The organism is Streptomyces sp. NPDC046349, from assembly GCF_055587885.1.
On record NZ_JBVJFK010000002.1, the window covers coordinates 458,335 to 479,602 of the forward strand.

General features: G+C 72.6%; 17 protein-coding genes and 1 pseudogene. 6 read left to right on the forward strand and 12 right to left on the reverse strand.

Going from position 1 to position 21,268, the window contains the following annotated elements; genetic code table 11:
- Positions 1 to 9: 9 nt before the first annotated feature.
- Positions 10 to 786, forward strand: coding sequence for a sulfite exporter TauE/SafE family protein (locus ACZ6JS_RS05715; RefSeq protein WP_469296013.1), 777 nt, complete (start codon positions 10 to 12; stop codon positions 784 to 786).
- Positions 787 to 800: 14 nt separating this feature from the next.
- Here the strand turns inward: ACZ6JS_RS05715 and ACZ6JS_RS05720 are convergent, their stop codons facing one another.
- Both ACZ6JS_RS05720 and ACZ6JS_RS05725 read right to left on the reverse strand, forming a co-directional pair.
- The gene (locus tag ACZ6JS_RS05720; protein WP_469296015.1) at positions 801 to 1,430 is read right to left on the reverse strand and encodes a class F sortase; all 630 of its coding nucleotides are present in this window, start codon (positions 1,428 to 1,430) and stop codon (positions 801 to 803) included.
- Positions 1,431 to 1,559: 129 nt separating this feature from the next.
- The gene (locus tag ACZ6JS_RS05725; RefSeq protein WP_469296016.1) at positions 1,560 to 2,102 is read right to left on the reverse strand and encodes a hypothetical protein; all 543 of its coding nucleotides are present in this window, start codon (positions 2,100 to 2,102) and stop codon (positions 1,560 to 1,562) included.
- 513 nt (positions 2,103 to 2,615) lie between these two features.
- Between ACZ6JS_RS05725 and ACZ6JS_RS05730 the strand changes: the two genes are divergently transcribed.
- Positions 2,616 to 3,101: a gamma-glutamylcyclotransferase family protein gene (locus ACZ6JS_RS05730; RefSeq protein WP_469296017.1), complete on the forward strand. Its 486-nt coding sequence runs from the start codon at positions 2,616 to 2,618 to the stop codon at positions 3,099 to 3,101.
- Here the strand turns inward: ACZ6JS_RS05730 and dnaG are convergent.
- The 4 genes and pseudogenes from dnaG to ACZ6JS_RS05750 form a co-directional block, all read right to left on the reverse strand.
- Positions 3,098 to 5,002: a DNA primase gene (dnaG, locus tag ACZ6JS_RS05735; protein WP_469296018.1), complete on the reverse strand. Its 1,905-nt coding sequence runs from the start codon at positions 5,000 to 5,002 to the stop codon at positions 3,098 to 3,100. The two genes, ACZ6JS_RS05730 and dnaG, sit on opposite strands and share 4 nt — an antisense overlap.
- A 34-nt stretch (positions 5,003 to 5,036) precedes the next feature.
- On the reverse strand, positions 5,037 to 6,311 hold the full coding sequence (locus ACZ6JS_RS05740) for an NAD(P)/FAD-dependent oxidoreductase (RefSeq protein ID WP_469296019.1): 1,275 nt from the start codon (positions 6,309 to 6,311) through the stop codon (positions 5,037 to 5,039).
- 93 nt (positions 6,312 to 6,404) lie between these two features.
- Positions 6,405 to 7,730, reverse strand: a complete 1,326-nt coding sequence (locus ACZ6JS_RS05745; protein WP_469296020.1) for a deoxyguanosinetriphosphate triphosphohydrolase — start codon at positions 7,728 to 7,730, stop codon at positions 6,405 to 6,407.
- A 36-nt stretch (positions 7,731 to 7,766) separates the two neighbouring features.
- Positions 7,767 to 8,641 (reverse strand): annotated as a pseudogene (locus ACZ6JS_RS05750) (sirohydrochlorin chelatase).
- 327 nt (positions 8,642 to 8,968) lie between these two features.
- On the opposite strand from ACZ6JS_RS05750, the gene ACZ6JS_RS05755 reads away from it, so the two are divergent.
- From ACZ6JS_RS05755 to ACZ6JS_RS05765, 3 genes are all read left to right on the forward strand, one after another.
- Positions 8,969 to 9,583, forward strand: coding sequence for a SanA/YdcF family protein (locus ACZ6JS_RS05755; RefSeq protein WP_469296415.1), 615 nt, complete (start codon positions 8,969 to 8,971; stop codon positions 9,581 to 9,583).
- A gap of 159 nt (positions 9,584 to 9,742) precedes the next feature.
- Positions 9,743 to 10,105, forward strand: coding sequence for a hypothetical protein (locus ACZ6JS_RS05760; RefSeq protein WP_469296021.1), 363 nt, complete (start codon positions 9,743 to 9,745; stop codon positions 10,103 to 10,105).
- 68 nt (positions 10,106 to 10,173) lie between these two features.
- Positions 10,174 to 12,267, forward strand: coding sequence for a molybdopterin oxidoreductase family protein (locus tag ACZ6JS_RS05765; protein WP_469296022.1), 2,094 nt, complete (start codon positions 10,174 to 10,176; stop codon positions 12,265 to 12,267).
- Between the two features lie 42 nt (positions 12,268 to 12,309).
- Here the strand turns inward: ACZ6JS_RS05765 and ACZ6JS_RS05770 are convergent, their stop codons facing one another.
- The 3 genes from ACZ6JS_RS05770 to ACZ6JS_RS05780 are packed head-to-tail and all read right to left on the reverse strand — an operon-like array spanning position 12,310 to position 14,582.
- Positions 12,310 to 12,774 (reverse strand): hypothetical protein, encoded by a 465-nt coding sequence (locus tag ACZ6JS_RS05770; protein WP_469296023.1) that lies wholly within the window; start codon positions 12,772 to 12,774, stop codon positions 12,310 to 12,312.
- Between the two features lie 3 nt (positions 12,775 to 12,777).
- On the reverse strand, positions 12,778 to 14,139 hold the full coding sequence (locus tag ACZ6JS_RS05775) for a hypothetical protein (RefSeq protein ID WP_469296025.1): 1,362 nt from the start codon (positions 14,137 to 14,139) through the stop codon (positions 12,778 to 12,780).
- On the reverse strand, positions 14,139 to 14,582 hold the full coding sequence (locus ACZ6JS_RS05780) for a hypothetical protein (RefSeq protein WP_469296026.1): 444 nt from the start codon (positions 14,580 to 14,582) through the stop codon (positions 14,139 to 14,141). The genes ACZ6JS_RS05775 and ACZ6JS_RS05780 overlap by 1 nt, the downstream gene beginning before the upstream one ends.
- A 286-nt stretch (positions 14,583 to 14,868) precedes the next feature.
- Here ACZ6JS_RS05780 and ACZ6JS_RS05785 point away from each other — a divergent pair, with 286 nt between their 5' ends.
- A complete protein-coding gene (locus tag ACZ6JS_RS05785) occupies positions 14,869 to 15,906 on the forward strand; it encodes an RNA polymerase sigma factor (protein ID WP_469296417.1) in 1,038 nt (345 codons plus the stop codon).
- Positions 15,907 to 15,985: 79 nt separating this feature from the next.
- Here the strand turns inward: ACZ6JS_RS05785 and ACZ6JS_RS05790 are convergent, their stop codons facing one another.
- The 3 genes from ACZ6JS_RS05790 to ACZ6JS_RS05800 all read right to left on the reverse strand — a co-directional run bounded on the left by ACZ6JS_RS05790 (position 15,986) and on the right by ACZ6JS_RS05800 (position 21,225).
- On the reverse strand, positions 15,986 to 17,908 hold the full coding sequence (locus tag ACZ6JS_RS05790) for an ABC transporter ATP-binding protein (RefSeq protein WP_469296027.1): 1,923 nt from the start codon (positions 17,906 to 17,908) through the stop codon (positions 15,986 to 15,988).
- Positions 17,905 to 19,638, reverse strand: a complete 1,734-nt coding sequence (locus ACZ6JS_RS05795; protein WP_469296028.1) for an ABC transporter ATP-binding protein — start codon at positions 19,636 to 19,638, stop codon at positions 17,905 to 17,907. The genes ACZ6JS_RS05790 and ACZ6JS_RS05795 overlap by 4 nt, the downstream gene beginning before the upstream one ends.
- Before the next feature lie 138 nt (positions 19,639 to 19,776).
- Positions 19,777 to 21,225, reverse strand: a complete 1,449-nt coding sequence (locus ACZ6JS_RS05800) for an FGGY family carbohydrate kinase (RefSeq protein WP_469296031.1) — start codon at positions 21,223 to 21,225, stop codon at positions 19,777 to 19,779.
- Positions 21,226 to 21,268: the final 43 nt, after the last annotated feature.

Here is a 21,268-nt window from a genome sequence, read left to right on the forward strand (position 1 = left end):
GGTCGGTTCGTGCCTGACATATCAACGACCATGATCATTGTGCTGTGCGTCGCGGCCGCGGCGGCGGGATGGATCGACGCGGTGGTGGGCGGCGGCGGCCTGCTGCTCCTGCCCGCACTCCTGCTGGGCCTGCCCAACGCCCACCCCGCCACCGTCCTCGGCACCAACAAGGCGGTGGCCATCGTCGGCACCGCCGGAGCGGCCGTGACGTACGTCCGCAAGGCCCCGGTCGACGTGAAGCTCGCCGTCCGCATCGGCCTGGCGGCGCTCGCCGGATCGATGGGCGGCGCCGCACTCGCGGGCGGCATCAGCAAGGACGCGCTCCGCCCGATGATCATGGTGGTGCTCGTGATCGTCGCCGGGTTCGTGCTCTTCCGGCCCGGCTTCGGCACCGCCCCCTCCGGCTCGCCCGTCAGCCGTGCCCGGGTGCTGCTCGCCATCGGGCTCGCCGGCCTCGGCATCGGCTTCTACGACGGCCTCATCGGGCCGGGCACCGGCACCTTCCTGGTTCTCGCCCTCACGGCCCTGCTCCACCTCGACCTGGTCACCGCCTCCGCCACCGCCAAGATCGTCAACTGCTGCACCAACGCGGGGGCACTCGCGATGTTCGCCTACCAGGGCATGGTGCTGTGGCAGCTGGCCGCGCTGATGGCGGTGTTCAACCTGGCCGGGGGCATGATCGGCGCCCGGATGGCGCTGAAGAAGGGCAGCGGCTTCGTCCGCGGGGTGCTGCTGACCGTGGTCGGCGCCCTGGTGGTCAAGCTCGGCCTGGAGCAATGGGGCTGACCGGCCTGAGCCGCTCAGTACGTCCCGGTGAGATGGGCGAAGACGACCACGTTGCCGCGGTAACCCGTGCGCGGTGAGAAACCGCCGCCACAGGTGATCACCCGTAGCTCGGCGCGCGGCGAAGGGCCGTACACGCGGGTGTCGGGGAAGGCCTTGGCGTCGTGGACCTCGACGGCGTGGACCGTGAACACGGCCGTACGCCCGTCCGCGCGCGGGACCTCGATCGCGTCCCCGCGGCGCAGTGCGCCCAGGTGGTAGAAGACCCCCGGCCCGGCGGCGTCGTCCACGTGCCCGGCGATCACGGCGGTGCCGGTGGCGCCCGGGGTGGTGCCCTCGCGGTACCAGCCGGCGAGGCCCCGCCGGTCGGGCGGAGGCACTTCGAGGTGGCCACCCCGGTCCAGACCGAGCCCGATCAGCGGGGCATCCACCCGGATGGTGGGGATCCGGATCCGGCCGGGCGGTGAGCCGGGAAGCGGGGCGATGCCGGGGCCGACGGTGCCGGCGGCGGTCAGGGCTTCGGCTGGGGAGGGCAGCGGTGGTCCCAGCGGTTCCCGGGAGCCGCTGGTCACGAGCCAGATGCCGATGCAGGCGGCGAGCGCGACGAGTCCCCCGTGGCGGGCGGTCGGGCGGAAGTCGCCGGCCATGAAGTACCCCTCCGCCTCTCGTCCGAGGTGACTGGCCGTCGCCCGGCCCCGCGAACGGGGGGACCTCGCGGGGCGGGCGACGGGGGACGGTACCGGTCGGACCGCGGTCGCAGCCGCGGTGGGCGTCCGTCAGCTCCGCGTGCCGCTCGCCCGGCGACGCAGGAGCCAGGTACCGCCGACGGCGGTCGCGGCCAGTACGGCCACTCCCGCCGCGATCTTGGCGGGGTCGGTCGTGGTGGTCGTGCCACCGCCCACCCCGGAGTTGACGTGCCCCTGCGGGCCGCGTTCGGTGACGACCAGGTCGCCCGTCGCGAATTTGCCGTTCGCGCACGTCGCGCCGATGCCGTAGGTGCCGGGCCGGGTGCCGCGGGCCACCTGGAACTGCCCCACGACCACCTCCTTGTGGGTGCCCGGGACCAGCTTGAAGCGGCCGCCGCCGACCGTGGTGGCATCGCCGTCCGCGTGGCTTCCAGGGCCGCATGCGGTGGTGTTGACGGTGACGGTCGTGCCGGGCGCGGCCGATTTCGGCCACACCTCCAGCGCGGCGAAGTCCCCGGGTGCGAAGCCCGCCATGCCGAGGTCCGCGGCGGCGACCGCGCCCGCGACCGGGCCGGTGAACGCGACGGCGGTCAACGCGGTCGCGGTCAGCACGTGTGCGGTACGTCGGCGCATGGGACTCTCCCTGAAGACACGGGCTCGTGTCTCCGAGGAAACCCGGCCCGCCCGTCGCGCGCCTGCTGATGTCCCGTCAGGAATGCCCCGCCGCGGCCAGCCGCAGTTCGTTCTCGCAGGTCACGATGTGTGTGGAGCCATCCGGGCCGCCCACGCCGTCCGGGTGACCGGATGACCCGGACGGCCGCCGGCGCCGACGGCGGCCGGGCCCGCGCCGCCCGCATCGCGCCTCGCCGCGTTGTCGGGTCGCCCGCGTACGTCCAGTACACGGGAACCACCGTCTTGGGCGCGGGCATACCCACAGCGAGCCCCCGCCGGCCGGCGGCGAAGCGGCGGCACGAAGGCGTCAGACGTGGAACCGCGAGGTCGGAGGGGGTGTGATCCGACACCGGGCGGCCCGGGTCGCGGGCACTTGGAAGGGGTGCAACAGCGGTGCGTACGGTGGTGGGACGCAGCGAAGTCGGGACTTTCGGCCCGGCCGCGGAGTGCTGCGCCATACCGAGGGAGGGCTCCGTGACATCGGTCGAACGGCCGCGGGAAACGACCACCGTCGCGCTCCCGTTCTTCGTGTACGGGACCCTGCGCCCCGGCGAGGTCAACCACGACCTGTTCCTGCGCGGCCGCACGGCTTCGGAGGAGCCCGCCACCCTGCCGGACGCGGTCCTCTACGACGGCCCCGGCTATCCGTTCGCGGTCCACCGGCCGGGCGCCGCCGTCGTCGGGGAGCTGATCACCGCGGAGCCCGCCGCGTACCGGCGGCTGCTGGCCGAGCTCGACCGGCTGGAGGAGTACGAAGGCCCGGGGCGGCCCGGCAACGTCTACGACCGATTCGCCCGCGAGGCCCTGCGCCCGGACGGCACCACGGTGCGCGCCTGGGTCTACCTGGCGTCCCCGCTGGTCGCCCGCGACCTGCGGGAGAGGGGGACGGAGATACCCGGGGGCGACTGGTTCAACCGCTCTGCCAAGCCGTTCGGACACGGCCCGGAAGGCGCCCCCTAGAGTCCTTCGGCGCCGCGGTTGCGCAGGCGCTGCCCGTACTGCTGGAGCACCCACAGCTCCTCCTGGACGGCGGCGTGCTGCTCCGGCGGGGCCTGCGGACTCAGGCGGGTCATGGCGCTCTGGATCTCCAGTACCCGTCGGTCGACGGCACGCAGACGGACCTGGACGAGCTGGACCCCGGCGTAGACCTCGTCCACCGTCTTGGCGTGGATGGCTTCCACCGCCAGCTCCGTGACCATCGCGCGGACGGTGTCGTTCGGGGCGGCGTCGCGTACGCGGGCCAGGTAGCCGTCGTCGGCCTGCGAGGTGCCGCCCGCGTCCTGGATGGCCCGGCGGACCGCGGCGTAGGGCGGAGCGGTGAACTCGTCGGTCCCGTACGCGTCGAACGCGGGGGAGACCAGGGCGGGGCGCTGCAGCGCCAGCTTGAGCAGCTCGCGCTCGGTGCGGTGTGCGGGGCTGCGCAGGTTGAGGGCGGGGCCGCCGCCACCGGCCGGCGGTGGCGGCGGCTCGGGGGTCGGCTGCTGGGCGCGGCCCCGTCCCTGCTGCTGAGGCTGGTTGCCGCGCTCGCGCGCCCATCGGGCGAGCTGTGCCACCCGCTTGACGACGAACTGCTCGTCGAGGATGCCCAGCATCCCCGCCAGCTGGACCGCCGACTCGTGCTGGATCGAGAGGTCCTTGATGCTTGCCACGACCGGAGCGGCCTCGGCCAGCGCTGCCGCCCGCCCCGCCGGGTTCTCCAGGTTGTGCCGGGAGACGATGTGGCGCAGTGCGAACTCGAACAGCGGGGTGCGGGCCTCCACCAGGTCGGCGACGGCCGCGTCCCCCTGGGCGAGGCGCAGGTCGCAGGGGTCCATCCCGCCGGGGGCGATGGTGATCGAGGTTTCTGCCGCGAACTTCTGGTCGTCCTCGAAGGCCCGCAGGGCCGCCTTCTGTCCGGCCGCGTCGCCGTCGAAGGTGAAGATGACCTCGGCGGTGGCGTTGTCCATCAGCAGGCGTCGGAGGATCTTGATGTGGTCCCCGCCGAACGCGGTGCCGCAGGTCGCGATGGCGGTGGTGACACCGGCAAGGTGGCAGGCCATCACGTCGGTGTAGCCCTCGACGACCACGGCCCGGGAGGTCTTGGCGATCTCCTTCTTGGCCAGGTCGATGCCGTACAGGACCTGGGACTTCCTGTAGATCGCCGTCTCGGGGGTGTTCAGGTACTTCGGCCCGTTGTCGTCGTCGCGCAGTTTGCGCGCGCCGAAGCCGACCACCTCGCCGCTGGTGTCGCGGATGGGCCACATCAGCCGGCCGCGGAAGCGGTCGATCGGCTTGCCGCTGCGGCTGTCCTGGGCGAGCCCGGAGGTGATCAGCTCCTTGTCGGTGAAGCCCTTGCCGCGCAGGAAGCGGGTCAGGTGGTCCCATCCGGCCGGGCTGTAGCCGACGCCGAAGTGGGCGGCCGCGGCCTGGTCGAACCCCCGCTCCGCCAGGAACTTGCGGCCGATCTCGGCCTCGGGGCCGTCCAGCTGGTCGGCGTAGAACCGGGCGGCTTCCCGGTGCGCCTCGACCAGCCGGATGCGCTCGCCGCGGCCGCTGGTGCCGGCGGTGTAGCCGCCCTCCTCGTAGCGCAGGGTGATCCCGGCCAGGCCGGCCAGTCGCTCGACCGCCTCGGAGAAGGAGAGGTGGTCGATCTTCATGACGAAGTCGAGGGTGTCCCCGCCCGCCTGGCAGCCGAAGCAGTGGTAGAGGCCTTTGCTGGGGCTGACCTGGAAGGAGGGGGACTTCTCGTCGTGGAAGGGGCACAGGCCCTTGAGGTTGCCTCCGCCCGCGTTGCGCAGCTGGAGGTAGTCGGAGACCACGGCGTCGATCGGGACCGCGTCCCGTACCGCCTTCACGTCGTCGTCATTGATCCGTCCTGCCACCCGTGAAGTCTACGGCCGGGCGCGGACAAACCCGTCAGGCCCCCTCCGCAGGGATCAGCGAGGCAAGCGGAACCGACGGGTCCGAAAGGGCCTCGCGATCCACGGGTGCCTTTGACCTGATCAGGGCCTGGATGTGCTCGGTGACGTCCCACACGTTCACGTTCATTCCGGCGAGGACGCGCCCCTCGGAGAGCCAGAAGGCGATGAACTCCCGCTTGCCGGCATCGCCGCGGATCAGCACCTGGTCGTAGCCGCCGGGCGGGGCGTATCCCGAGTACTCCAGGCCCACGTCGTACTGGTCCGAGAAGAAGTACGGCACCCGGTCGTAGGCGACCTCGTGCCCCAGCATCGCCCGCGCGGCGGCCGGGCCGCCGTTCAGCGCGTTGGCCCAGTGCTCGACCCGCAGCCGCGTGCCGAGCGCCGGGTGGTGGGCTGCCGCCACGTCGCCGACCGCGTAGATGTCAGGGTCGGAGGTGCACAGGGAGGCGTCCACGGCGATCCCGCCGCCGTGCTCCCGGTCGACCAGGGCCAGCCCGGAGGTCTCGGCGAGAGCCGTCCGCGGCGCGGCCCCGATCGCGGCGAGCACCGCGTGTGCGGGGTGCTCCTCCCCGTCGTCGGTACGGGCGGCCAGCACCATGCCGTCCTGGCCGACGATCTCGGTCAGCCGGGCGCCGAAGTGGAAGCGCACCCCGTGATCGGCGTGCAGGTCGCCGAAGAGCCGGCCGATCTCGGGGCCGAGCACGGCGTGCAGCGCGGTGGCCTCCGGTTCGACGACGGTCACCTCGGCGCCGTACCCGCGGGCCGCGGCGGCGACCTCCAGGCCGATCCACCCGGCGCCCGCGATGAGCAGGTGGCCGTTGTCCCGGCCGAGGCCCGCCAGGACGTGCCGCAGCCGCTCGGCGTGCGCGAGCCGGCGCAGGTGGTGCACGCCGGCCAGCCCGGTGCCGGGGATGTCCAGACGGCGCGGCTCGGCGCCGGTGGCGAGCAGCAGCTTGTCGTAGTGGACGACCGTGCCGTCCCCGAGGACCACCCTCTTGGCCTCACGGTCGAGGTGGACGGCCGGCTGGCCGAGGTGCAGCTCGATGTCGGAGGCCGCGTACCAGGACGGCTCGTGGACGAAGACGCTCTCGCGCTCCTCCTTGCCCGTGAGGTAGCCCTTGGACAGCGGGGGACGCTCGTACGGATGGTCACGCTCGTCGCCGATCAGGATCACCCGCCCGGTGAACCCCTCCGACCTCAGCGTTTCGGCCGCCTTCGCCCCGGCGAGCCCCGCGCCGACGATGACGAATGTGCGGTGTGCGTCGACCACCTGATGCCTCCTCATAACCTCTACGCCACATGCGACCACATGCGAGCGTCCCGCACTGAGCCTGCCGCGTGAAGGGGGAGTGGCTCGATCAGCTCACCCTTCGGCGCGTCGGGTGCGCCGGGTGAGGCGTGCGTGCAGGGAACGCGCGGAAGCGTCGGTGAGACACGCGATCTGATCGATGACGGCCCTCTTCCTGGCCTTGTCGTCCGCGGCGGCGTCGAAGATGGCCCGGAACTGGGGCTCCAAACCCTCTGGGGCGCGGGCGCTGAGCGCCTCGGCCAGTTCGGCCAGGACGATGCGCTGGTCGGCGCGGAGGCGCTCCTGCTCGTCTCGCTGCATCACGTACAGGTCGGCGACCGCCTTCAGGACCGCGCACTCGTTGCGCGCGTCGCGGGGGACCACCAGTTCGGCGCCGTACCGGGTGAGGCGGCCCGATCCGTACGCCTCCCGGGTGGCCCCTTCGGCGGCCAGGCAGAACCGGCCGATGAGCTGGCTGGTGGCGTCCTTCAGGCGGGCCTGGGCGACGGCGGAACCGTCGTACCCGTGGGGCCACCACTCCTGCTCCATCAGCCGGTCGAGGGCGGCCCGCAGCTCGTCGGGGGAGGTGCCGGCGGGGACGTACCGGCCGATGGCGACCTGCCAGATCGCCGCCCGCTCGGGCTCGGCGAAGAGGAGGTTCGGGTCGAGGTGCCCGGCGTGCAGGCCGTCCTCGAAGTCGTGGACGGAGTATGCGACGTCGTCCGCCCAGTCCATGACCTGGGCCTCGAAGCACTTGCGGTCGGCGGGCGCGCCGAGGCGCAGCCACTCGAAGACCGGCAGGTCGTCCTCGTACGCCCCGAACTTGACCGAGTCGGGGTCGGTCGGGTGGCCGCCGCGGGCCCACGGGTATTTGGTGGCGGCGTCCAGGCAGGCCCGGGTGAGGTTGAGGCCGACACTGACCGGCTGCCCGCTCGCCGGGTCGGGCACGAACCGCTTCGGCTCCAGCCGGGTCAGCAGGCGCAGCGACTGGGCGTTGCCCTCGAAGCCGCCGCAGTCCTTGGCGAACTCGTTGAGTGCTTCCTCGCCGTTGTGGCCGAAGGGCGGATGGCCCATGTCGTGCGAGAGGCAGGCGGCTTCGACGAGGTCCGGGTCGCAGCCGAGCGCGGCGCCGAGCTCCCGTCCGACCTGGGCGCACTCCAGGGAGTGCGTGAGGCGGGTACGGGGGCTGGCGTCCCAGTCGTAGGAGCGGGTGCCGGGCGTGACCACCTGGGTCTTCCCGGCGAGGCGGCGCAGCGCGGCGGAGTGCAGCACGCGGGCGCGGTCGCGCTGGAAGGCGGTGCGGCCGGGGCGCTTGTCGGGCTCGGCCGCCCAGCGCTCGGTGTCGGCCGGGTCGTAGGGCGGGTAGAGGTCGTCTGCGGGGGCGTGCGCGGTGCCTTCCATGACAAGACGGTAACCGCAACGACTGACAAACCGGGATCAGGCGGAGACGAGTTCCGGCCGGGGCAGCCCGGCGGGGCGGGCCAGTGCCTCGTCGTAGCGGCGCAGCAACAGGCGGGCCAGGGCCGGGTGGTCGCCCAGGGGGGCGGCCGCGGGGCCGGGCGAGGCCGCGGCGGTCTGGGTGGCGAAGCGGCCGGGAGCGGCGAAGTACGAGGCCACAGCCGTCCGGTGGTGGCCTCGGGCGGCCAGGGCGCGGACGGCGTCGGGGACGCCGGGCGTCGCCGCCGAGGCGTAGCCGGGCACCACCGGTACACCGCCGAGCCGGCCGGCGAGCAGCGCGGCGGTGCGGCGGGTGTCGGCCGCAGCGTCGGGGTCGCGGGAACCGGCGGCGGCGAGCACCACGGCGGTGCCGGGGGTCCAGCCGGCTTCCACGAGCCGTTCGTACAGGGCCTCGACGAGCAGCGGGTGCGGGCCCAGCGGGGCGGCGACGCGTGTGCGCAGGTGGGCGGCCCGGGCGGCGGCCGCGGGGAGGTCGCGCTTGACGTGGTACCCGCGGCCGAGCAGCAGGGGGACGAGCACGGCCGCGCCGGACGTCGCGCGCAGGGTGTCGTCGAGCAGCGGCTCGTTCAGTTCGATGTGGCCGAGCCGGACGTCGAGCCGCGGGCGGAGCTCGCGGACCCGCTCGAGGAGGGCGAGGGCGGTGTGCAGGGCGCGTGGGTCGCGGCTGCCGTGGGCCACGGCGACGAGGGCGGGCTGCTGCATGGGAGGTCTCCGAGGGGGCGGGTGCGGGGCGGTCGCAGTCCGCTGAGCTGCGTGCCGAGTTGGGCGGTGATCCTGGTCAGCAGCTCGGCCGCGCTGCCGAACGGGAGGGAGGGGAGGGAGAGGCTGTCGGGAGGGTGCACCGGCTCCGTCATGAACCGATCCTGCGGGCTGCAGATTGCCGGTGCGTTGCGCCGGGGTGACGGGTGTTTGCGAGGTGCTCACTCGGTCGTTCGTACGGGTGAAAGGGGGCCGGGGCGGAACTCCGGGACCGGCCGTGATCGTCAATGTGTGCGAACGGTGTGCGCGAACGGTGCGTGCGGCGGTGTGCGGGAGGGGCGGTCATGGAGATCAGGGGCTGGGCGAGGGCGGTGGCGAGGCCGGTGCGGGCGAGGGCAGGGGCCCTGGTGCGCGTGGTGGCGGAGCGTCGGCCGCGGCGGCTGCGCGGGGCCCGGGGCAGACGGCTGGCGGTGCAGACCGTCATGGCAGCCTGTGCGCTGGCGCTGCTCCCGTCTGCGTGGACGCACGCGTCGGCCTCCGACCGGCTGCGGACGACGGCCGACGCGCCCGCCGCCGACGTGGCGGTGGTGTTCGGGGCCGGGCTGTGGCGGGGGCGGCCCACCCCTTATCTCGCCGACCGGCTCGACGCGGCCGCCGAGCTGTACCGGACGGGCAAGGTCAGAGTGGTGCTGGTCACCGGGGACAACAGCCGCAAGGAGTACGACGAGCCCGACGCCATGCGCAGGTACCTGACCGAGCACGGGGTCCCTGACACGCAGATCGTCAGCGACTACGCCGGCTTCGACACCTGGGACTCCTGCGTGCGGGCCAAGGAGATCTTCGGGGTCGAGCGGGCCGTGCTGGTCACCCAGGGCTTCCACATACGCAGGGCCGTCGCCCTGTGCCAGGCGGCGGGCCTGGACTCGTACGGGGTCGGGGTGGCCGACGTGCACGACGCCACCTGGTACTACGGCCAGACCCGCGAGTTCTTCGCATCGGGCAAGGCGGCGCTGGACGCGGTCCTCAAGCCCTCCCCGCGTTTCCTGGGCCCGAAGGAGGAAGGGGTGACGCGGGCCCTGGCGGCCCTGGCGGACTGACGCACCGCCACATAGGCCGAACAGGCATATGCCGGATCGGTCGGTACGAGCTTCCGGGGTGTGGAACGGTGGCGGCAGTGGATCCGAGGGGCAAGGCAGTCCATCCTGCCCGGTTTTATCGTGTGCCGTCGACGGGGGAGGCGGACTACGGTCCGCCCTGTGCACCATGACGACGACACCACCGCACCCCTGCTGCGCGACGTGCTCCCCGGGCTGAGCGCCGAACTCGTGCGGCTGCTGGAGGAGGAGGGCGAGCGAGAGCTCGCCCTCTGCGCCCACGACCTCCGCCTCCTCGCCGACTGTGGCTGCGGCGACGACTTCTGCCAGAGCTTCCGCACCGCGCCCCACCGGCCGGGGACGCCCTACGGGCCGGGCCACCGCAACGTGGCGCTGCTCCCGGCCCGGGGGTACCTGATCCTCGACGTCGTCCACGGCCGGATCGTGTTCGTGGAGGTCCTCGACCGGCCCGAGCTGCGGCCGGCCCTCACGGCGGCCCTCACCGGGGGCGGCGCACCGCGCTGAGGTGGAGCACCCCGAGCCGTAACGCGATGCGGCGGCGCGCGTAACACCGCCGACGCACGCTGGACCGCATGCACACCCCGGAAGCCGCTGCCGCCACCGCCACGCACTGCCCCTACTGCGCGCTGCAGTGCGGGATGAACCTGCGCCCCGAGCCGGGCGGCGCGGGCGTGGCGGTGGAGGAGCGCGCCGACTTCCCGGTCAACCGGGGAGCGCTGTGCGGCAAGGGCCGCACCGCTCCGGCCGTGCTCTCCTCCCGGGTGCGCCTGACCGAGCCGCTCGTCCGCACCCACGCAGGGCGGCTCGAACCCGCCACCTGGGAGGAGGCCCTCGACACCGTCGCCGCGGGCCTCGCCCGCACGGCCCGCACGCATGGACCGGACGCCGTCGGCGTCTTCGGCGGCGGCGGGCTCACCAACGAGAAGGCGTACGCGCTCGGCAAGTTCGCCCGCGTCGCCCTGCGCACCTCCCAGATCGACTACAACGGCCGCTTCTGCATGTCCTCGGCCGCCGCCGCGCACCAGAAGGCCTTCGGCCTCGACCGGGGCCTGCCCTTCCCGCTGGAGGACATCCCCCGCACCGGCTGTGTGATCCTCGTCGGCTCGAATCTGGCCGAGACCATGCCGCCCGCCCTGCGCTACCTCACCGAGCTCAAGGCCAACGGCGGCACGCTCATCGTCATCGACCCGCGCCGCACGCGCACCGCCGAACAGGCCGACCTGCACCTGGCACCGCGCCCCGGTACCGACCTCGCCCTCGCGCTCGGCCTGCTGCACCTCGTGGTCGCCGACGGCCGCACCGACGAGGAGTTCATCGCCGCCCGCACCACCGGCTGGGAAGAGGCCCGGGCCGCCGCCATGGCCCACTGGCCCGAGCTGGTGGAACGCATCACCGGAGTCCCCGTCCCGGCCCTGCGGGAGGCGGTCGGGCTCTTCTGCGCCCCCGAATCCGCGATGGTCCTGACCGCCCGCGGCCCGGAGCAGCAGTCCAAGGGCACCGACACCGTCGGCGCCTGGATCAACCTGTGCCTGGCCACCGGCCGGGCCGGCCGGCCCCTCTCCGGCTACGGCTGCCTCACCGGCCAGGGCAACGGCCAGGGCGGCCGCGAGCACGGTCAGAAGGCCGACCAGCTCCCCGGCTACCGCAAGCTCACCGATCCGGCCGCGCGCGCCCACGTCGCCGGGGTCTGGGGCGTCGATCCCGACAGCCTCCCCGGACCCGGCCGCAGCGCCTACGAGCTCCTCGACGCCCTCGGCTCCGACGTGAAGTCGCTCCTCCTGATGGGCTCCAACCCGGTGGTCTCGGCGCCGCGCGCCGCCCACATCGAGGACCGGATCCGCTCCCTGGACTTCCTCGCCGTGGCCGACGTCGTCCTCTCCGAGACGGCAGCCCTCGCCGACGTCGTGCTCCCCGTCACCCAGTGGGCGGAGGAGACCGGCACCACCACCAACCTGGAGGGCCGCGTCCTGCTGCGGCGCCGCGCCCTGACCCCGCCCCCGGGGGTGCGCAGCGACCTGGAGGTCCTGCACGGGCTCGCTGCCCGCCTCGGCGTCGAGAAGGGCTTCCCCACCGCCCCCGAGGAGGTTTTCGACGAACTGCGCCGCGCCTCGGCGGGCGGACCGGCCGACTACTCGGGCATCACCTACGACCGCATCCGGTCCGAACAGGGCGTCTTCTGGCCCTGCCCCCAAGGCTCTTTCGGCACCGAGCGGCTCTTCCTCGACCGCTTCGCCACCGAGGACGGCCGGGCCCGCTTCGCGCCCGTCGCCCACCGCGACGCCGCCGAGGTCCCCGACGCGGACTACCCGCTCCTGCTCACCACCGGCCGCGTCGTCGCCCAGTACCAGTCCGGCGCCCAGACCCGCCGGGTGGACGAGCTCAACGAGGCCGCCCCCGGCCCCTTCGTCGAACTCCACCCCCGCCTCGCCGCCCGCATAGGCGCGGTCGAGGGCAGCCCGCTGGCCGTCACCTCCCGCCGCGGCCGCGCCGTGGCACCGGCACGCATCACCGACGCCATCCGCGCGGACACGGTCTTCATGCCCTTCCACTGGCCCGGCGAGGGCCGCGCCAACACCCTCACCAACCCGGCGCTCGACCCCACCTCCCGGATGCCGGAGTTCAAGGTCTGCGCGGTCCGCGTCGAACCGGCCCCCGGCCCGGCCTGACCGGTCCGGTGCTCCCGCCCCCGCCCCCGCCCCCGCCCCCGCCTACTTTGCCGGGAGCGGTTCCAGGACCACCGTTCCGGGCAGTGCCGCGGCCATGTCGTAGGCGTAGACCCCCGGCCGGACCCAGATGAACCAGTTGCCGGCGGCGACGATGGTGTGCCCGTACGCCCGGCGCCCCACCTCGATGCTGTCGCCGACCTCGTCCCTGCTGTAGCGGGCGGTGCTCAGCACGGAGATGTCGTTGTAGACCGTCGTTCCACGGTGCTGCACCTCGCAGACCGCGTCGGAGCCGAACTTGTTCTCGTTCCGCAGGGTCACCTTGCAGTCGAAGCCCCCCTTCCCCAGGGCGGTGACCACGTCGTCGACCGAGGCGTACTCGGGACCGGTCGGCACGTTGTCCGGCATCGGCGACAGTGGAGGGCGTCCCCGGTCGCTGTCGACCAGGCCGCACGCGCTCAGCGTCAGCAGCATTCCCAGCAGCAGGGGGAGACACTTCGGTGTGCGCATGGGTCAGTTGCTCCTCGGCGGTGTGGGCGCCGGCCCCGGGCTCGGGGAGGGAGTCCCCGGTTCGGCCGGACCGGTTCCCGTTCCGGTGTGCGGCCCGCCGCCCTCATCGTAGATCGGGTCGACGGAGACGTGGTGTCCGGCCGGGGTCTGCGACTCGAGCTGCCGCACGGCGGTGGCCCGCTGCTCATCGGTGAGTGCGTGCCAGGCCATGGCGTCGTCCAGGTGCGGTTCCAGCCTGTCCCAGTTCTCGCCCCGCGTCCTGATGTCGTTGGCCCGGTTGCCCGACTCGTCGCCGTACTGCTCGTTCAGCTCCCGCACGCCTGGGGTGTCCGCCGCGTACAGGGTGAAGAGCTGTTTGTCGGTTTTCGCCCCGTAGGGCTCTTCTTGCAGGCGTCGGAGGTGGTAGGCGCTCAGGCGGATGTTCTCGTCGGGGTTCTCCTCGATGTACTTGGTGAGCCGGGCGTCGTCGAGGTCCCCGAGGTAGGTGCCGTCGGGGAGCGTGAACGCGCTCTGGTTCCTCTCCATCACCTCTCGCGCGGTGTCCGGCTTCATGTGCGTGATGCCGAGGGACTTGTCGGGCTTGAGGGTCTGCTGCAGCGTCCAGTTGAAGATCCGTCCCGCCTGGGCCAGCGGACCGGTCAGGCCGGGGTTGAAGTTCTGGTACCACTGCTGTTCCTGCCACAGGATCGCCAGGAGCAGCTTGCGGCTGATGCCGGTCTCGGCCGCGGCCCGGTTCACCGCGGCGAACTGGGCCGGAGAGACGTTGATCGGGTGGAGGCCGTCCGTACCGCCCGCCAGGGCCAGGGCGACCGCCAGCGGGGACCCGGGCGTCAGGGCCTCCTTGGCCAGCTTCGGGTCGGATACGGCGGTCAGACCCTCGATCGTGCGCAGGGCGCGCGCCGTGTCCACGTCGGCCTGGCCGGCCTTCCGCAGGGCTTCGGTGATGATTCCCTGTGCGTGGTTGACCGGCTCGAGGTGCTCGGTACTGCCCTGCGGCACCATGACGGGCTTCGCCAGCTGGACCCGGCCGCTGTCGTCGACCTTGAGGTCGCGGGTGCGGGCGTAGTCAAGGGCGCTGTTCAGGTCCCGCTGTGCCCCCGTGATCGCCTCGGCCAGGTCGTCGTAGGACTTGGCCAGCGCGCGCAGGGCCAACGCGGACGTCTCGTAGTCGTCGGCGTGCTTCACGAACCGTTCCGTGGCGGCGCGTCCGGCCTCACCGACCCAGCACCGGTCGACTGTCCGGGCGACGTCCTGGCGCGCGTACGAGGCGAGGCCGTCGCACTGTTTCGCCACGGCCACCGCGTCGTCGGCCGCGGTGCGCCACTTCTGCGGATCGGCCCGCTTCAACTCGGGTACGGAAACCATCAGGCGTCCTCCAGCACGCCGCCGGCCGCGCGCAGCCGATCGGCTATCGCCTGGTCCTGGGCGTTCACGGCGTTCGTGCCCGTGGTCAGGGCGTCGGCCGCGTCGTCGACCAGGTCGGCGAGAGCACGGAGTTTGCGCTGCCAGGCGGCCACGCAGTCGTTGCTGGCCGTCCCCGCCGCCCACCCGCTGTGGCTGCGGCCGACGGCCTCGGCGTCGTCGAGGGTGGACTTGCCCCGGGCCTCGGCGTTGGCCGTGCGGATCCCGGACGCCTTGGAGCGCACGGGGCCGTGGACGAGACCGAGGTCGGGGTCTCCTGCGGCAGGGCTGGGGGACGCGGAGGGACTCGCTGACGGGGTCGGCGACGGCGTCGGCCCGGCGGAGGCCAGACGCATGGCCGCGTCCCCCTTCGCCCGCGTCCATTCCGCTTCGAAATCGAACGTCATCTCTCCAGCCTCGCACACCCCGATTCCCGCAGCCGAAGCAGTTTTTGACAGAGCGTCAATCGTGCGTACCAGGGCCGCGCGGGTCTCGCGCTCACGCACGGAGCCGATCAGCTCGGACATGTGTCCTATCCGCATCGGGGTTCCCGGCAGGGGGTAACCATCGGTCACGCGCCGGACTCAGAAAGTGCTCGCACGCCCCTCGTGGCAGCGATGTGTCGTACCCCACACTGAATGCGGTGCCCCCGTCCTCGGAGCCCTGGAGGTCGCCCCCGTGCAGACCCGGACCCTGACCGTGAACGCGAGCGAGTCCTCGGAGGCCAAAGCCGTGGACGAAGAGCCCGAGGTACTGGAGCTGATCGAGCCGGTGCCAGTGCCGCGCAGCCGGGACAGCGACGGGAGCGGGGGCGGAGCGGGACCCTCCGCCGACCTGTTCCGGCAGTACCTGCGCGAGATAGGCAGGATCCCGCTGCTCACCGCCGCCGAGGAGGTGGACCTGGCGCGGCGCGTCGAAGCCGGCCTGTTCGCCGAGGAGAAGCTCGGCACCACCCCCGACCTAGACTCCCAGCTCGCCGTCGACCTCGACCGGCTCGTCGTCATGGGACGCATGGCCAAACGCCGCCTCATCGAGTCGAACCTGCGGCTGGTCGTCTCCGTTGCCAAGCGGTACGTGGGCCGCGGGCTCACCATGCTCGACCTGGTCCAGGAGGGGAACCTCGGGCTGATCCGGGCCGTCGAGAAGTTCGACTACGCCCGCGGGTACAAGTTCTCCACCTACGCCACCTGGTGGATCCGGCAGGCGATGTCCCGGGCCCTCGCCGACCAGGCCCGGACCATCCGGGTGCCCGTACACGTCGTCGAGCTCATCAACCGCGTCGTCCGCGTACAGCGCCGCATGCTGCAGGAGCGCGGCTACGAGCCCACCGCCGAAGAAGTCGCCGTCCACCTGGAGCTGACCCCCGAGCGGGTCCTGGAAGTGCTGCGCCTCGCCCAGGAGCCGGTATCCCTGCACGCCCCCGTCGGCGAGGAGGACGACGTCGCGCTCGGCGACCTCATCGAGGACGGCGACGCCGCCTCCCCCGTGGAGTCGGCCGCCTTCTTCCTGCTGCGCGAGCACCTCGAGGCGGTCCTGTCGACGCTCGGCGAACGCGAGCGCAAGGTCGTGCAGTTGCGGTACGGGCTCGCCGACGGACGGCCGCGGACCCTGGAGGAGATCGGCCGGATCTTCGGCGTGACGCGAGAACGGATCCGCCAGATCGAGTCCAAGACCCTCAACAAGCTGCGCGACCATGCCTTCGCCGACCAACTGCGCGGATACCTCGACTGAGGGCGGCGCCCCGGAACACCAGGCACCGGGAACGGGAAGGGGCGCCCCGAAGGACGCCCCCACCCCGCCCGCACCGCGGTCAGTCGACCTCGGCGACCGCCTGGGCGAACTGCGCCGCGTACAGGCGGGCGTAGGCACCGCCCGACGCCAGCAGCTCCTCGTGCGTGCCCTGCTCCACGATCGAGCCCCTCTCCATCACCAGGATCAGGTCGGCGTCGCGGATCGTGGAGAGCCGGTGCGCGATCACGAAGGACGTGCGGCCGCGTGCGAGCCGCGCCATCGCCTTCTGGATCAGCACTTCGGTACGGGTGTCCACCGAGCTCGTCGCCTCGTCGAGGACCAGGATCACCGGATCCGACAGGAACGCCCGGGCGATGGTGATCAGCTGCTTCTCACCCGCGCTCACGCCGGAGCCCTCGTCGTCCAGCACGGTGTCGTAGCCGTCCGGCAGCGTCCGGATGAACCGGTCCGCGTGCGCAGCCCGCGCCGCCGCCTCGATCTCGGCCCGCGTGACCGGGCGTGAAGCGCCGTACGCGATGTTCTCCGCGATGCTCCCGCCGAACAGCCAGGTGTCCTGGAGCACCATGCCGATGCCGCCGCGCAGTTCCTCGCGGGTCATTTTGGCGATGTCCACCCCGTCCAGGGCGATCTCCCCGCCCGTGACCTCGTAGAACCGCATCAGCAGGTTCACCAGAGTGGTCTTGCCCGCGCCCGTGGGGCCGACGATCGCGACCGTGTGGCCCGGCTCCACCGAGAGCGAGAGGTTCTCGATCAACGGCCGGTCCGGCTCGTAGCGGAAGGCCACCTTGTCGAAGGTGACCCGGCCGCGCAGCTCCTGCGGACGCTCCGGCACGTCGGCGTCGCGCTCCTGTTCCGGGGCGTCCAGCAGCTCGTAGACCCGCTCCGCCGAGGCGACACCGGACTGCACGAGGTTCGCCATCGACGCGACCTGCGTCAGCGGCATCGAGAACTGCCGCGAGTACTGGATGAAGGCCTGCACGTCACCGATCGACAGGGTTCCGGACGCCACCCGCAGCCCGCCGACCACCGCGATCAGCACGTAGTTGATGTTCGAGATGAAGAACATCACCGGTTGCATGACGCCGCTGACCAGCTGCGCCTTGAACGAGGCCCGGTACAGCGCCTCGTTCTGCTCGGCGAAGACCGCAGCGGACTCCTTCTGCCGGCCGAAGACCTTGACCAGGTTGTGCCCCGAGTACATCTCCTCGATGTGGGCGTTGAGCGTGCCCGTCGTCCTCCACTGCTCCACGAACTGCGGCTGCGACTTCTTGCCGATCTTCGCGGCGACGTAGACCGAGACCGGTACGGTCCCCACCGCGACCAGCGCCAGCAGCGGCGAGATCCAGAACATCATCGCGAGCACGCCGACGATGGTCAGCAGCGAGTTCAGCAGCTGCCCCATCGTCTGCTGGAGGGTCTGGCCGATGTTGTCTATGTCGTTGGTGGCCCGGCTCAGGACCTCGCCGCGCTTCTGCTGGTCGAAGTACGACAGCGGCAGCCGCGACAGCTTCGCCTGGAGCTCCTCGCGCATGCGGTACAGGGTGCCGTTCATGACGTGGTTCGACAGCCGGGTCGCGACCAGCATCAGCAGGCCCGCCAGGGTGAAGACCACGAGAGCCCAGACGGCCACGACCCCGACCGCGCCGAAGTCGATGCCCCGGCCCGGGGTGAAGTCGGTGCCGGACAGCATGTCCGCCATGCCGTCGTCGCCCCGGGCGCGCATCCCGTCCAGCGCCTGCTGCTTGGTCACACCGGCCGGCATCTCCCGGCCGACGATGCCCGCGAAGACCAGGTCGGTCGCCTCACCGAGGATCTTCGGTCCGACGACCGCGCAGGCGACACTGCCGACGACGGCCAGGACCATGCCCCACAGCTTGGCCCGGTCCTGTGCGAGCTGGGCCAGCAGCCGCTTGCCCGATCCCCTGAAATCCAGGGACCGCTGGGCCGGCCCCATCATCATGCGTCCTCCGGGCCCGCTCATGCGGCCTCCGCCTCCGTCAGCTGGGAGAGCACGATCTCCCGGTAGGTCTCGTTGCCGGCCATCAGCTCGTGGTGGCGCCCCTCGCCCACGACCTGCCCCTCGTCCAGGACGATGATCCGGTCGGCCTCGCGGATGGTGGCGACCCGCTGGGCGACGATGACCACGGTCGCGTCCTCGGTCTCGCGGGCGAGCGCCGCGCGCAGCGCCGCGTCCGTCGCGTAGTCCAGGGCCGAGAAGGAGTCGTCGAAGAGGTAGATCTCCGGGCGCTGCACGAGCGTGCGGGCGATGGCCAGACGCTGGCGCTGGCCGCCGGAGACGTTGGTGCCGCCCTGGGTGACGGGGGCCTCCAGGCCGCCCTCCATCGCCAGGACGAACTCCTTGGCCTGGGCCACTTCCAGCGCCTGCCACAGCTCCTCGTCGGTGGCGTCCGGGCGCCCGTAGCGCAGGTTGGAGGCGATGGTGCCGGAGAACAGGTAGGGCTTCTGCGGGACCATGCCGACCGTCTTCGCCAGCAGTTCGGGGTCGAGTCCGCGCACGTCCTCCCCGTCGACCAGCACCTCGCCGCCGGTCGCGTCGAACAGCCGCGGGACCAGGCCCAGCAGCGTGGACTTGCCGCTGCCGGTGGAGCCGATGACCGCCGTGGTCTCGCCGGGGCGGGCCACCAGGTCCACGCCGCGCAGGACCGGGGCCTCGGCGCCCGGGTAGCGGAAGTCGGCGCCGCGCAGCTCCAGGAGTCCGCTGCGGGTGAGTTCGCGCACCGGGTCGAGGGGCGGGACCACGCTGGACTCGGTGTCCAGCACCTCCTGGATGCGTTCGGCGCAGACCTCCGCGCGGGGCACCATCATGAACATGAAGGTGGCCATCATCACGGACATGACGATCTGCATGAGGTAGGCGAGGAAGGCCGTCAGCTGGCCGATCTCCATGCCGCCGCTGTCGACGCGCATCGCGCCGAACCAGATGACGGCGACGCTGGAGATGTTCACGACGACGATCACGGTCGGGAACATGAGGGCCAGCAGCTTGCCCGCGGCCAGCGAGACACCGGTGAGGTCCGCGTTGGCCTCGCGGAAGCGGTCCTTCTCGTAGTCGTCGCGGACGAAGGCGCGGATCACCCGGTTGCCGGTGATCTGCTCGCGCAGCACCCGGTTCACGGTGTCCAGGCGCTCCTGCATCTGGCGGAACAGCGGCCGCGTCCTGAAGACGATGGCTCCGACCGATATTCCGAGCACGGGAACCACGGCCAGCAGGACGCCCGACAGCTTCACGTCCAGCGAGAGCGCCATGGCGATGCCGCCGACGCACATGATCGGCGCCGACACCATCAGGGTGAAGGTCATCAGCACCAGCATCTGGACCTGCTGGACGTCGTTCGTCGTACGGGTGATCAGGGACGGTGCGCCGAACTGGCCGAGCTCCCGCGCGGAGAAGCTCTGGACGCGGTCGAAGACGGCGGCGCGGACGTCGCGGCCCACGGCCGCGGCCGTGCGGGCGCCGTAGTAGACGGCCCCGACGTTGCAGACGAGCTGGATGAGCGAGACGCCGAGCATCAGCGCGCCGAAGCGCAGGATGTAGCCGGTGTCGCCGTTGACGACACCGTTGTCGATGATGTCGGCGTTGAGGGTGGGCAGGTAGAGGCTGGCACTGGTCTGCAGCAGTTGCAGCAGGACCAGCGCCGCGATGGGTTTCCGGTACGGACCCAGGTGGGTCCGCAGAAGTCGTATGAGCACGCGCAGGCTCCGGTCGGCAATCGAGGGGGTTCGACCCATCTTCGGCCAATCGGCCCACGGAACCCCACCGGATTTCGCAAAGGCCGGTCAAAAGGACCAGCCCCGCCGCGCGGGTCCTACGACCCCCGCCGCGCCCGGTCAGAACGCCCCGGGGTGGATCTGCTCCCGCGTCGCGACGTACTGCTGGCGCACGCCCTGCCACGCCGGGAAGTCCTCGCCCGGCTCGAAGACCTGCGCCGCGGGGGCCGGCCAGACCGGCGGGGTGTGCGGGGCCAGCGTGCCCCGCGCGACGCCGAGGGCCCACGCCGCCTGGCGGGCCGCGCCCAGCGCCGCGTAGTCCGCCGGCGCCGGCACGACGATCTGCGTTCCGAACAGCCCGGGGGCCGCGGCCTGCACGGCGGGCAGCTCCGCGGCCGCGCCCAGCAGGAACACCCGGCGGATCTCGACCCCGCGCGAGCGCAGCACGTCCAGGGCGTCCACCAGGCCGCACAGCATGCCCTCGAACGCCGCCCGGGCCAGGTGCTCCGGCTTCATCGAGTCCCGGCGCAGCCCGGTGAGGGTGCCGGCGGAGTGCGGCAGGTTGGGCGTCCGCTCACCCTCCAGGTACGGCAGGAGTACGAGGCCGTGCGCGCCCGGCGTCGACTTCAGCGCGAGCTCGGACAGCCCCTCCAGGTCGGTGCCGAGCAGCTCGGCGGTGCCGCGCAGGGCCCGTACGGCGTTCGAGGTGTTCACCACGGGAAGGTGCATGCCGGTGGCGTCGGCCAGGGAGGTGATCAGCCCGCCCGGCTCCGAGAGCGCCTCGTGGTGCACCGCCATCACCGAACCGGAGGCGCCCAGCGACACCACCGCGTCGCCCGGGCCCAGCCCCAGGCCGAGGGCCGCGGCCATCGTCTCGCCCGTGCCGGCGGAAATCAGCAGTCCCTCGGGTGTTGTCCCGGCGGCGTCGGCCGGGCCGAGCACCTCGGGCAGCAGCGCCTGGTGCCCGAGCGCCAGCTCGACCAGGTCGGGCCGCCAGGCTCCGGAGGCCGCCGACCAGTAGCCGGTTCCGGAGGCCCCGCCGCGGTCGGTGGTGCGGCGGGCCGGGCGGCCCAGCAGCTGCCAGACCAGCCAGTCGTGCGGGGACATCAGCACGGCCACCCGCCGGGCCGCCTCGGGTTCGGTGCGGGCCAGCCAGGCCAGCTTCGCAACGGGCTGGGCGGAGTGCGGGACCGAGCCCACCGCCTCGGCCCAGGCGTGCCTCCCGCCGAGGGCCTCCGTGAGGTCGGCGGCCGCGACCTGGCCGCGCTTGTCGTTGCCGACGAGGGCCGGGCGCACCAGCGCGCCCTGCGGGTCGAGCGGCAGCAGGCCGTGCTGCTGCGCGGAGACGCCGATGGCCTGGACCCCCTCCAGGATCCCGCCGCCGGCGGCCTCGCCGAGCGAGAGCAGCCAGGCCTGCGGATCGGTCTCGTGGGGGCTGGCACCGTCGGGTTCGCCCACGGGCTGCGGATGGGGCGCGTACCCCTGGCGCAGCACGGCGCCGGTCTCGGTGTCACAGACGACGATGCGTGTGAAGGCGGAAGAGCTGTCCAGCCCGGCGACTATCCCCATGCGGAGAATTCTGCCGCACGCGGGGCCGGTCCTGACCGTCCCG